Below are 11,283 nucleotides of genomic sequence, written 5' to 3' on the forward strand. Positions count from 1 at the left end.
GATCGGTTCGCTGGTGCTTGCGTATCTGCTCGCGCGCACCTGCACGTTGTTCTATCGCCGTCTGAACATGCAGGACGAACATTCGTTCGTCGCGCTGTTCGGTTTGGTGCTGCTCGCGATCGCGATCGCGCATCTGTTCAAGCTGTCGACGATTCTCGCGCTGCTTGCCGCCGGCATCATCGTCAAGAACCACGAAGCACGTCCGCAGTTGTGGCCGCAACACTTCGGCACGGCCGGGTGGCTGCTCACCGTGATCCTGTTCGTGCTGACGCTGACCACGTTCGAATGGAAGCACATCGCGCTTGGCGGGGTCGCGGCATTGGGCCTGATTGTTGCGCGCCTCGTCGCGAAACTGGTCGGGGTGCTCGCGTTCGCGAAGCCGAGCGGTCTGAACTGGAAGCAGGGCGTGGCGCTCGGACTGTCGTTATCGCCGATGTCGGCGCTCGCCTACCTGCTGGTGGACGACACGTACAACCTGTACCCGAATTTCGATCCGCAACTGCGCGCGATCGTCATGTGTTCGATTGTCGTGCTGCAGATTCTCGCGCCTTGGCTCGTGTACCGCAGCCTTGCGCTCGTCGCCGAACGGCGCGAAGAGTAAGCGCGGCTCGTGCCGTGCGGGGTTGGGTTGACCCGCCCGTTTTCAACGCCTTCGTTTTAAAAACGACCTGACTCAAGGGACGCCATGTCACTCGAACCCTTCATCGATTCGAAACCGTTCACTTTCGGTGTCGAACTGGAGATGCAGATCGTCAATACGCACGACTACGATCTGACCAAGGCCGGCACCGATCTGCTGCGCCTCATCAAGGACGAAAAAATCCCCGGCAATATCACGCCGGAAATCACCGAGAGCATGATCGAGCTGTCGACCGGCATCTGCACGTCGCACGAGCAGGCCGTCACCGATCTGCGCAAGATTCGCGACACGCTGGTCTCCGCAGCCGATCATCTGAACGTCGGTCTGTGCGGCGGCGGCACGCATGCGTTCCAGCAATGGAGCGAGCGGCAGATCGTCGATACGCCGCGTTTTCAGTATCTTTCCGAGCTGTACGGTTATCTCGCGAAACAGTTCACGGTGTTCGGCCAGCACGTGCATATCGGCTGCCCGGATCCGGACAGCGCGCTGTATCTGCTGCATTCGATGTCGCGTTTCATCCCGCACTTCATCGCGTTATCCGCGTCGTCGCCGTTCGTCCAGGGCGTCGATACCGGTTTTCATTCGGCGCGGCTCAATTCGGTATTCGCGTTTCCGCTGTCGGGCCGCGCGCCGTTCGTGCTCACGTGGGGCAGTTTCGAGGAGTATTTCTCGAAAATGGTCCACACCGGCGTGGTCAACAGCATGAAGGATTTTTACTGGGACATTCGGCCGAAGCCCGGTTTCGGGACGATCGAAGTACGCGTGATGGACACGCCGTTTTCGGTGGACCGCGCCGCGGCGATTGCCTGCTACATCCAGACGCTGGCGCGTCATCTGTTGCTCGACAAACCGATCAAGCCGAAGGAAGACGATTATCTCGTTTATACGTTCAATCGCTTCGAGGCATGCCGTTTTGGGCTCGGCGGCACTTGCATCAATCCGCAAACGGGCGAGCGCAAAACGATTTCCGAAGATATCCTCGAAACGCTCGAATTGATCGCGCCGCATGGCGAGGCGCTCGGATCGGCCAACGCGCTCGCGGAAATCGGCGAAATTGCGCGCGGTCAGGTCAACGATGCGACCTGGCTACGCAGCGTGTTTGCGCAGGAAAAATCGTTGCACGAAGTGGTCCGGCAGCAGTGTCTGCAATGGCGGGCCTAGCCGCGAAACGCGCGCAAACAATGCCCGCGTGCGAAAGTGCACGACATTTCGATAGAACCCGCCTCGCGCGGGTTTTTTTGTAATTGAACTTTCGGGACTTTTTCGCGCGTCGCGCGTCAGGTTTTTTTTCGACCGTTTATAGCTTATAAGTGCGCCAACCACTCCCCGGCATTGCCTGTGCCTGTGGACAAGTGAACAATCCGTTGTGAAGTCAAGGCAGTGCGGAAATGATAACCAGGTGGATAAAAAGCGCGTCGGCGGCGTTTAGCACGGCTGGCGAGAACGGATTCAGCGCGCTTTTGATGCCCGGCGAAAGCGTTGCGCAAGTTATCCCTATGTTTTCCGCTGGTTATCCACCGCTTGCGTTGAGTGAGTTAGCTGAATGATTTGGCGCTCTCGAATAGAATGTCGTTTTTCGCTGCCTTGGAACCTGCCAGGCGGCACATTTTTGAGATAGAAGAAGCAAGGGTTTCGTCGGCGGTTGGGCGAAACTACCCCACACAAGCAGCGGGCGCGGCCGGCAAGCAGATCGGCGGTATCGCATAAAAGCGACAAATAAACGAATTGAAGATCATGAGCGAAGGCGTATACGGAGAGCAGGCGAGCGGCCGGGTGACCCACACTCTGCTGCGATTGAGCACGGCAATGCGGAGCCAGGCTTGGGAATGGGCCGAAGGCGCGGGGCTTACGCCGACGCAAGGTGAAATTCTGGTGCTGTTGATGCAGCGTAAAGGCCCGATGCGTCTCGGCGAGATTGCGCGCGAAACGGCGCTGACCGCCGCAACGACGAGCGATGCGGTGAGCACGCTCGAAACCAAGGGCCTGGTGGAAAAGCGCCGCGCGCTCGACGACGGGCGCGCGCTCGCTGTCCGTCTGACCGCGCGTGGCCGCACGGCGGCCAAGCGCGCGACCCAATGGCCTGATTTCCTGAGCAAGGCTGTCGGGACGTTGCGCGAAGAAGAGCAGGCAGTGTTCTACCGCACGCTGCTCAAGACGATTCATCAGCTCGAGGCGCAGAATACGATTCCTCCGCATCGCATGTGCCTGAGCTGCGTGCATCTCCAGGCGAGCAAGAATCCGAAGAGGACGCCGCATCGCTGCACGCTGCTGGCGCTGAACATGTCGGATACGAATCTGCGTCTGGACTGCACCGTTTACGAGACGGCGGACCTCGCCACCCAGAAAAAAACCTGGAAGATCTTCGCGCAGTAAGAGCCAGTGTTCGATGGCAATCCGCTACCATGGCCTGCCGGCTACGGCGGGCGGCACGATCTGTCGGTCGGCCGGCTGGCGCCGTAGCGCGGCGAGTTGTTAGTCAACCTGAAGGTGGGGCAGGCCGATGAATCGCGAAGTACTGGCCATTCGCCATGTGCATTTCGAGGATCTGGGCAGTCTTGAACTCGAACTCGGCGAGCGCGGGCGTCCGGTCCGCTATCTTGACGTCGGTCTTGCCCGGATCGAGGCGCCGGATCCGGTCGGCGCGTCGTTGATGGTCGTGCTGGGCGGGCCGATTAGCGCGACCGGCGACGCGCAGTATCCGACGCTCGTGCCTTTGCTCGCGATGATCGAAAAACGCATCGCGGCCGGTCTGCCGACGCTGGGCATCTGCCTTGGCGCGCAACTGATCGCGCGGGCGCTCGGCGCGCGCGTGTATCGCGCGGCGCAAGCGGAGCTCGGCTGGACGCCGCTCACGCTGACCGATGCCGGCCGCGCATCACCGCTGCGTCATCTGGATGGCGCGCATACGTCGATGCTGCATTGGCACGGCGACACCTTCGATCTGCCCGCCAACGCAACGCGTCTCGGGTCGACGCCGGCCTGCGAGAACCAGGCATTCGCGTGGGGCGATCACGTGCTGGGTTTGCAGTGTCACCCTGAGATTCGTACCGATCGCTTCGAGCCGTGGCTGATCGGCAATGCGGGCGAGCTGGCCGCTCATCGCATCGACGCACGGCAGCTGCGTGCCGACACCGCGCGATTCGGTCCCACGCTCGAAACGGCCGCGCGCCGGATGTTCGGCGAATGGCTCGATCAGGTGGCCGGGACAAGCTGAACAGGCACTTTCATGCAGTAAACGGCCCGCGGTGCTATCCTCGATCGCTCTCGGGTTTTCACTGGGCGTAATTCATGAGCGCGCTTTTCTCTCCGCTCACGCTGCGTAGCGTGACGCTTCCGAACCGTATCGTCGTCTCCCCGATGTGCCAGTACTCCGCCGAACGTGGCGAGGCGAGCGCATGGCACATGATCCACCTTGGCAGTCTCGCGTTGTCCGGCGCGGCCATGCTGTTTATCGAGGCGACCGCGGTCGAGCCGGATGGCCGCATCACGCCCGGCGATCTCGGCTTGTGGGATGACGCGACAGAAGCCGCGCTGGTGCCGGTGCTGGCCGCGATCCGCAAGCACTCGTCCATCAAGGTGGCGATGCAGTTGTCCCACGCGGGCCGCAAGGCATCGAGCCATGCACCGTGGGAAGGTGGTCAACTGATCCCGGTGGCGCAGGGCGGGTGGTTGCCGCATGCGCCGTCGGCGTTGCCGCACAAGGCGGGCGAGGAGCCACCGCTCGCGCTGGACGCTGGCGGCCTGAACCGGATTCGCGACGCGTTCGCCGCGTCGGCGCGACGTGCCGCGCGTGTCGGTATGGATGCGCTGGAAGTGCACGCCGCGCACGGCTATCTGCTGCATCAGTTCCTGTCGCCGCTCGCCAATCAGCGCAGCGACGAATACGGCGGTTCGCTCGAAAACCGCATGCGTTTTCCGCTCGAAGTCTTCGATATCGTGCGTGCCGCGTTTCCGGCCGACAAACCGGTCGGTGTGCGCGTGTCGGCGACCGACTGGGTCGAAGGCGGCTGGACGCTCGAAGACACGATCGCGTTTGCGCACGAACTCGAAAAGCGTGGCTGCGACTGGATCGACGTATCGTCCGGCGGCGTATCGCCGTTGCAGCGCATTCCGCTCGAACCCGGTTATCAGATTCCGTTTGCCAAGGCCGTCAAGCATGCAACCGGCCTCACGACCATCGGCGTCGGTCTGATTACCGATCCGCTGCACGCCGAGCAACTGATCGAAGCGGGTGATGCCGATCTGATCGCGCTGGCCCGCGGCCTGCTGTACAACCCGCGCTGGCCGTGGCACGCGGCCGCGCAACTCGGTGCCACGGTCGAAGCGCCGCCGCAATACTGGCGTTCGCAACCACGCGACCAGAAAGCACTGTTCGGCGACATTTCATTCGGTCAACGATGACGGGTGGCGCACGTTAAACGAACGTGTCTCGTGACGGTTGAACGAAGCCGTCACCAGCGTGTAGGATGCCGGTTGTGACGCATGGTGCGTTGCAGGTCGACGCGGCGCTCACAGGGCGCCGCGTTTGCTATCCAAGTCAGAAAAACAGCGCGCAAGACGCGCGTCTGACGATTGCCCGACTTCATTCCCCCAGTTATTCACAAGGATTCATTCAATGAATTCACGCAGGATCGCCGTGCGCCGTTCCGGTGTACACGGCAAAGGCGTGTTTGCACTCGAGCCGATTGCAGCCGGCGAGCGGCTGATCGAATACAAGGGCGAGCGGATCTCCTGGAAAGAAGCATTGCGCCGTCATCCGCACAATCCGGCGGAACCGAATCACACGTTCTATTTCGCGCTCGACAACGGCAAGGTGATCGACGGCAAGGTGAACGGCAATAGCGCGCGCTGGATCAACCACTCGTGCGCGCCGAACTGCGAAGCCGAGGAAATCGACGGTCACGTCTACGTGCATGCGCTGCGCGATATCGCTGAAGGCGAGGAAGTCTTTTACGACTATGGTCTCGTGATCGACGCGCGTCAGACGAAGAAGCTGAAGAAGGAATACGAATGCCGTTGCGGCGCGCGCAAGTGCCGCGGCACGATGCTCGCGCCGCCGGAAAAGAGCAAGAGCAGCGTCAAGCCGGCTAAATCGGGCAAGGCCGGAAAGTCCGCGGATAAGTCGGCGCACAAGCCCGGCAACGCGGCGAAAAAATCGAAGAAAAAGTGACGGGCGCGGGCTTCGGCCGAGCGGCGCGCTCAGTCGAAAGGCCCTGGCCAACTGCGCTAGTGCCGCAGCTCTCCGTTACCCGTTGCAGCGAGGCCGGTCGCGCTATAAATCCACCGGTGCCGAGTGTGCCGGTTTTTTTGCCGGCCGCCGTGCATCGGAATCGGTGCTGGCCACAGCCGTCGCATTGACCGGCAGCAACGGAATCCGCACGATAAAGCGTGCACCGCCGTCCGGCGCGTCTTCGTAATGCACACTGCCGCGGTGCAGCACCATGATGTCGTGGACGATCGCGAGGCCGAGACCCGCACCGCCGTCCACGCCGGCATCGGTCTGTCCGTCGCCGCGGAAAAACCGCTTGAACAGGTCTGCCTGCTGCGAACACGGCACGCCGGGGCCATTGTCTTCGACCACGATTTCCGCCGCGCGCACGTCGCCGGTCAGCGTCTGCGAAACCGTCACCGTGATGCGCCCGCCGTCGATGCGTGACGGCGGCACGTACTTGAGCGCGTTATCGAGCAGGTTCGCGATCACCTCGTGCAACAGTACCGGGTTGCCGCGCGCCATCAGCGGATGATCGTTCGACGGGTCGTCCAGACGCTGAAAACCCAGGTCGACGTGCACGGCAAGCGCGCGCGGCACCCATTCCGCACCGGTATCGAACGCGAGCGCGGCCATGTCGACCGTCACAAAGCGTGCTACCTGTTCGCCCGGCTCCGCGCGTGCGAGCGACAGCAGCTGATTCGACAGCCGCACCGCGCGGTCGGCGGCGGCGCGCAGCTCGCGTACCGCGACGAGCACCTGCTGCGGATCGCGCGCGACGGCTGCCTGCTCGGCGTGCAGCTTTACCGCGGTGAGCGGCGTGCGCAACTGATGCGCGGCATCGGCGATGAACTTGCGCTGTGCTTCCAGCGCGGCTTTCAGCCGGTCGAGCAGCGCGTTCAGCGCGCCGGTGAGCGGACGGATTTCGACCGGCACATAGGTTTCGTCGACCGGTTCGAGCGACGTATGGGTCTGCCGGTTCAGCGAATCCGCGAGCGCGGTGAGCGGATTGAGCTGCTGATTGACGACCCGCCACACGATCACCCAGCCGGCCAGCAGCAGCAACAGCAGAGGCATCATGATCGCGACCAGAAACTCGGCGGCAATGCGAAAGCGATGATGCACGGGCTGCCCGACTTCGACGACGATGGGGTTGCCCGTCGGCTGATCGACGCGCACCTGAGCGACGCGCACGGTCACGCCCCGATGCTGCGTCTCGAATACATACGCGTAGTGCATGCGGCGCACGTTCGCGCCCTGCAGCGGCAAGTCGCGGTCGCCGGCGATTTCCTGTTCGCCTGTGCTGATCCGGTAGACCAGATGCTCGACCGGGTCGGAGAACATCGCCTGCGCGAGCGGGGGCACCGTGATCGGCGCTTCCGGTCCGGCAATCTGGATCTGTTTGGAAATCGCGGTCGCCAGGTCGGCGAGCGAGCGGTCGACGACATGCTGCGTGTACTGCCAGGCGAGCCAGTAAGCGATCAGGCCGCTCATCAGCGCGAGCAGCGAAAGTGGGGCAGCGAGGCGCCGCAGCAGCGTGCGGCGCAGACTATTGGCGGCCGGCTGGGGCATGGTCGTACGCGCTGGAAGGTGGCAATTGCGTTAATTGCGTTAGCAACCGCGGTAGCGACGGCGCGAACCGCCGCGACATATTCCGGGTGCCGGCCAATCGCGTACCGCGCGTCATGCATGCAACGGCTACGCGGCGCCGGTCCGGCGCCGTCAGGCCGCGACGCGATGCGCGGCCTCGATGGCGATCATGCGGCCTGGCGGATTTCCTGCAACAAGTAGCCAAAGCCACGCACGGTGACGATTTCGACACGGCAGCTCTCGAGTTTCTTGCGCACGCGATGCACGTAGACTTCGATCGCGGTGTCACCGAGATCGCCGCCGAAGTGCGTCAGGTGATCCTGCAGTTGCGCCTTGCTGACCACGCGGCCATGACGCAGCAGCAGCATTTCGAGCACCGCGAATTCGCGCGGCGACAGTTCGAGCGGCTTGTCGTCGTTGAAGATACGGCGATCGACGCCCGACAGGCGCACCCCCCCCAGCGACACTTCCGGACGCGGCATGTCGCCGTGCGGTCCGCTGCGGCGCATCACCGCGCGAATGCGCGCTTCGAGTTCGGCGGGTTCGAACGGCTTCAGCATGTAGTCGTCGGCGCCCGAATTGAGGCCTTGCACGCGGTCGTTCAACTCGTCGCGCGCGGTCAGGATGATCACCGGCGTGTGGCGGTTGCTCTGGCGGAAGCGCGAGAGCAGTGTCATGCCGTCGATGCCCGGCAGACCCAGGTCGAGGATCACCAGCTCGTGGCGGTTTTGCGTGAGGGCCTGTTCGGCAAAGATGCCGTCATGGACCATGTCGACGGTGAAGCCGGCTTGTTCGAGACTGCTTTGTATGCCGCGCGCGATGGGGCGGTCATCTTCGATCAGAAGGAGTCGCATGGATTTCGCTCAAGTACAATGGGTTAGGCGTTTGGGCAAGCGGTTCGCCGGGGCGCCTGCTGCGCCAGACAGCGTGCGGCGTGGCCGTGCCGCAGCGGCGGTACCGCCACGAAGCAGCCACCGAGCCGTCCTGAAACGCCTAGCTGGCGACCACGAAGTCATGTCCGAGATAAGCATTCACGAACTGGAAGCCGCGATCAACTTCTGGCGCTCCCGCTCACCTTCGAGCGGCGACGAACTCGTTCTGTGCAAGGAGGCAAGCGCGCTCTCCAAGCCGTATGCGCTGCTGATTGTACAGCGTCAGCAGTCGCTATCACCGGATCGTTTGGACCCTCTCGCAAAGCAGGCATGGGAGTCTTACGTTCGACTTAATACTAGCCTGTAGAACTGAAGGTTTGCAGCCGCAATTGCCTGCATTGGCCTTTCATTCCGGCCCGATTGCGCGCCGCGTGGCATATAAATTCGCGTAAACCGCCGCGGACCTTTGGTATTACAAGGTAATACGGTCGATGAACGAGGTCGGCGTTCGCGACGGCCTGAATGCAATGCGCTCGCCGGTTAATGCAGCGGTTCAGAGGGGTCCAACATGCAATAATCCCGCATCGAATCGCCATTTAATGCGGAATTCAAACATGCTGGAACTCGATCGCTTCGACCTCGCGCTGCTCGACGTGTTGCAGCGCTTCGGGCGTGCGACGCATCAGCAACTGGCCGAACAGGTGCCGTTGTCACCGTCGCAAATTGGGCGGCGCTTGCAGCGGCTGGAACAGCTGGGCGTCGTCGACGGCTATCGTGTGGTGCTGCAGCCCGAAAAGCTCGGCCTCGGCGTCACTGCTTTCACGAGCCTGAAGTTGAAGCATCACGGCGATTCGATCATCGAGCAGTTCCAGCAGCAGATCGACGCACTGCCTGAAGTGCTCGAATGCCATGCGGTGGTCGGCGACGCGGATTATCTGCTGCGTATCGTCGCGCCGGATCTGAACTACCTGTCGAGCTTCGTGATGAAGAAGCTGATGCGCGTGCCGGGCGTCGACAGCGTGCGCTCGAACATCGTGTTGACCACATTCAAGCGCAACGGCCCGTTACCGCTGGGTCATCTCGCGCCGGGGGCGGCGGACTGAAACCGCCTCCGCGCTTACGAGTTGCTTCGACGGCGACACCGCGGTTCGACGAACAGCGCGGCTCATGCGTGGCCGCGGCTCGGTTCGTTTGAAGTCTACGCCACCTGCTTCGGCTCGCCTTGCTGATTAAGAAGATCCACATAGGCAACTGGCACCAGGTCCGCTTCCGACACGCCCAGGCTCTTGAACATCGCGTGCGCTTCGGCGTGGCCGCCTTCTTCGTCGTCGTCCTGCGCGAGCACGACTTCGAGTTCGACGAAATCGCCGAGACCGTCGACGCGATCCAGGTGAATCCGCGTGCGCCCGCTCAGATACACATGCCGCTCCTTCGTGACGATGCCGCGCGTGGTCAGCGCGGTCGCGAGCAGCGAGTGCATCGCCTCGGGATTCGTCACCGGACTGCGCGTGTAGTACGACGCCTTCGGGCCGTCGCGGTCATCGCGCTGGTAGAAGATCAGTTCGGCCGGCGTGCCGTCGTCGAACTGGCGCAGCTTCAGGCGGCCGCGCGGCACGTCGTAGAAAAAGTCCTGCTGGCGAAAGATCAGCGGCGCGTCGGTCGCGAGTTGCGCCGCGCGTTCGCGCAGTTTCTCGAAATGCTGCGCGCGAGCTTTGATTTCGATGTTGCGTGCCATGTCAGGTTCCTGTCATAGAGGGAGGGGATCGGCGGCTTGCGGAGTTGCGGGATCGCGGGGGCTGAGCCGCCGGGAAGGACAAAGTCAGGCAGGACGGAAAACGGTGCGGGCCCGTTGCGGGCCGCAAAACCCTCAATCTAGCAAAAACTCCGTGACGATGCGGTTTCAGAAGCGCACGGGAACGGCGCGGCGGTGGCAGCCCCGGGGCCGGCGCGCTCTCCATCGAATGGCGCGGCGTGTCGCCGCCCCATGGCATTACTGCGACTCATATCGTCAATTGTTGCGCGGGCGCACATCGCTCAAATCATCCATTGCTGTTCGATCAGCTTCAACGCGGCGGCGACCGCCGGCTCGTCCTTGCGCTCGTCGAGCGTGATGAAGCTGAGCTGGGTCGGCACGGTGATCCCGTCGACGATCGTCAGCGCGTGCGCATGCGCCTCGGCGATCGCGGTGGCGTCGCGCGCGAGCGTCAGACCCACGCCCGACTTGACCAGATCGAGCATCGACGGCTCCTGATCCACTTCGGCCACCTTGATGGGCTTCACACCTGCGTCGCCGAAACAGCGCGACAGCAGCCGGTTGTGCGCGGACGCGGGCGGCGTCCAGATCCACGGCAGTGCGGCGAGCGAGCGCCAGTCGCGCGCGCCCTTTACACGGTCTTTCCAGCCGGCCGGCGCGAGCACGCGGTATTGGAAGTGCGTGAGCGCGACGGCGTGGAATGCGGGGCCGTCGCGCGTCCCGTCGTCGGACGGCAGACCGATGTAGTAGCCGACATCGAGCTCGCCCGCGCGGATCTGTTCGAGCACCCAGCCCGACATCCCGTGACGCAGCGCGGTCTCGATCTGCGGCCAGGTTTCGACCAGCTGCTTCAGGAAGCCGCCGAGCCGCAGGAACTGGGGGTCGAGAATCGTGCCGATGCGCAGCCGTCCGCGCACTTCGTGACGCAGCGATTGCGCGGCGCGTTGTACGTCGGCCGCCGCGCCGAGCGCGCGTTCCGCGTGGGGCAGCAGCGCCTGGCCGTCGCGGGTGAGCGCAAGTCCGTGCGAGGTGCGGGTGAACAGCGTCACGCCCAGCGTCTCCTGCAAATGTTTGATTTGCAGGCTGACGGCGGGTTGGGTCAGGTGCAATTGCACCGCCGCGCGCGTGAGGTTGCCCTCCCGCGCGACAGTGATGAAGGCCCGGAGCAAAATGAGATCCATAGCGCTGATATTAGCGCGCCTTATAGCGCGGTTGAGCA

12 protein-coding genes are annotated in these 11,283 nt (G+C 63.2%); 8 read left to right on the top strand and 4 right to left on the bottom strand.

What is annotated here, in order from left to right; translation table 11 throughout:
• The 6 genes from VGH68_RS19630 to VGH68_RS19655 all read left to right on the top strand — a co-directional run.
• The coding region (locus VGH68_RS19630; RefSeq protein WP_331605347.1) for a cation:proton antiporter at positions 1–601 on the top strand (601 nt) is incomplete at its 5' end.
• 84 nt (positions 602–685) lie between these two features.
• Positions 686–1,801 (top strand): YbdK family carboxylate-amine ligase, encoded by a 1,116-nt coding sequence (locus VGH68_RS19635; RefSeq protein ID WP_331605348.1) that lies wholly within the window; start codon positions 686–688, stop codon positions 1,799–1,801.
• Positions 1,802–2,374: 573 nt separating this feature from the next.
• Positions 2,375–3,013 carry a MarR family winged helix-turn-helix transcriptional regulator gene (locus tag VGH68_RS19640; RefSeq protein WP_331605349.1) on the top strand — a complete coding sequence of 213 codons (639 nt, stop codon included), beginning with the start codon at positions 2,375–2,377 and terminating at the stop codon, positions 3,011–3,013.
• 127 nt (positions 3,014–3,140) lie between these two features.
• Positions 3,141–3,854, top strand: coding sequence for a glutamine amidotransferase (locus tag VGH68_RS19645; RefSeq protein ID WP_331605351.1), 714 nt, complete (start codon positions 3,141–3,143; stop codon positions 3,852–3,854).
• Positions 3,855–3,928: 74 nt separating this feature from the next.
• The gene (locus tag VGH68_RS19650) at positions 3,929–5,041 is read left to right on the top strand and encodes an NADH:flavin oxidoreductase/NADH oxidase (RefSeq protein ID WP_331605352.1); all 1,113 of its coding nucleotides are present in this window, start codon (positions 3,929–3,931) and stop codon (positions 5,039–5,041) included.
• Positions 5,042–5,255: 214 nt separating this feature from the next.
• Positions 5,256–5,810 carry an SET domain-containing protein gene (locus VGH68_RS19655; protein WP_331605353.1) on the top strand — a complete coding sequence of 185 codons (555 nt, stop codon included), beginning with the start codon at positions 5,256–5,258 and terminating at the stop codon, positions 5,808–5,810.
• A 102-nt stretch (positions 5,811–5,912) separates the two neighbouring features.
• Here the strand turns inward: VGH68_RS19655 and VGH68_RS19660 are convergent, their stop codons facing one another.
• Both VGH68_RS19660 and VGH68_RS19665 read right to left on the bottom strand, forming a co-directional pair.
• Positions 5,913–7,421 carry a sensor histidine kinase gene (locus tag VGH68_RS19660; RefSeq protein WP_331605354.1) on the bottom strand — a complete coding sequence of 503 codons (1,509 nt, stop codon included), beginning with the start codon at positions 7,419–7,421 and terminating at the stop codon, positions 5,913–5,915.
• Positions 7,422–7,606: 185 nt separating this feature from the next.
• Entirely contained in the window at positions 7,607–8,293 is a 687-nt protein-coding gene (locus tag VGH68_RS19665; RefSeq protein ID WP_184003058.1) for a response regulator, read from the bottom strand.
• Positions 8,294–8,453: 160 nt separating this feature from the next.
• Here VGH68_RS19665 and VGH68_RS19670 point away from each other — a divergent pair, with 160 nt between their 5' ends.
• Both VGH68_RS19670 and VGH68_RS19675 read left to right on the top strand, forming a co-directional pair.
• Entirely contained in the window at positions 8,454–8,678 is a 225-nt protein-coding gene (locus VGH68_RS19670; RefSeq protein ID WP_331605374.1) for a DUF3717 domain-containing protein, read from the top strand.
• Positions 8,679–8,925: 247 nt separating this feature from the next.
• On the top strand, positions 8,926–9,414 hold the full coding sequence (locus VGH68_RS19675; RefSeq protein WP_331605355.1) for an Lrp/AsnC family transcriptional regulator: 489 nt from the start codon (positions 8,926–8,928) through the stop codon (positions 9,412–9,414).
• Positions 9,415–9,509: 95 nt separating this feature from the next.
• On the opposite strand, the gene VGH68_RS19680 is transcribed toward VGH68_RS19675, so the two are convergent.
• Together VGH68_RS19680 and VGH68_RS19685 are read right to left on the bottom strand one after the other, a co-directional pair.
• Entirely contained in the window at positions 9,510–10,046 is a 537-nt protein-coding gene (locus VGH68_RS19680) for a class IV adenylate cyclase (protein ID WP_331605356.1), read from the bottom strand.
• Positions 10,047–10,345: 299 nt separating this feature from the next.
• Complete coding sequence (locus tag VGH68_RS19685) at positions 10,346–11,245, bottom strand: LysR family transcriptional regulator (protein ID WP_331605358.1); 900 nt, start codon at positions 11,243–11,245, stop codon at positions 10,346–10,348.
• Positions 11,246–11,283: the final 38 nt, after the last annotated feature.

The organism is Paraburkholderia sp., from assembly GCF_036488505.1.
Lineage (GTDB): Bacteria > Pseudomonadota > Gammaproteobacteria > Burkholderiales > Burkholderiaceae > Paraburkholderia.

Coding starts and splice junctions, on each gene's coding strand:
- VGH68_RS19635 (WP_331605348.1), top strand. CDS start 686: ATGTCACTCGAACCCTTCATCGATTCGAAACCGTTCACTTTCGGTGTC.
- VGH68_RS19640 (WP_331605349.1), top strand. CDS start 2,375: ATGAGCGAAGGCGTATACGGAGAGCAGGCGAGCGGCCGGGTGACCCAC.
- VGH68_RS19645 (WP_331605351.1), top strand. CDS start 3,141: ATGAATCGCGAAGTACTGGCCATTCGCCATGTGCATTTCGAGGATCTG.
- VGH68_RS19650 (WP_331605352.1), top strand. CDS start 3,929: ATGAGCGCGCTTTTCTCTCCGCTCACGCTGCGTAGCGTGACGCTTCCG.
- VGH68_RS19655 (WP_331605353.1), top strand. CDS start 5,256: ATGAATTCACGCAGGATCGCCGTGCGCCGTTCCGGTGTACACGGCAAA.
- VGH68_RS19660 (WP_331605354.1), bottom strand. CDS start 7,421: ATGCCCCAGCCGGCCGCCAATAGTCTGCGCCGCACGCTGCTGCGGCGC.
- VGH68_RS19665 (WP_184003058.1), bottom strand. CDS start 8,293: ATGCGACTCCTTCTGATCGAAGATGACCGCCCCATCGCGCGCGGCATA.
- VGH68_RS19670 (WP_331605374.1), top strand. CDS start 8,454: ATGTCCGAGATAAGCATTCACGAACTGGAAGCCGCGATCAACTTCTGG.
- VGH68_RS19675 (WP_331605355.1), top strand. CDS start 8,926: ATGCTGGAACTCGATCGCTTCGACCTCGCGCTGCTCGACGTGTTGCAG.
- VGH68_RS19680 (WP_331605356.1), bottom strand. CDS start 10,046: ATGGCACGCAACATCGAAATCAAAGCTCGCGCGCAGCATTTCGAGAAA.
- VGH68_RS19685 (WP_331605358.1), bottom strand. CDS start 11,245: ATGGATCTCATTTTGCTCCGGGCCTTCATCACTGTCGCGCGGGAGGGC.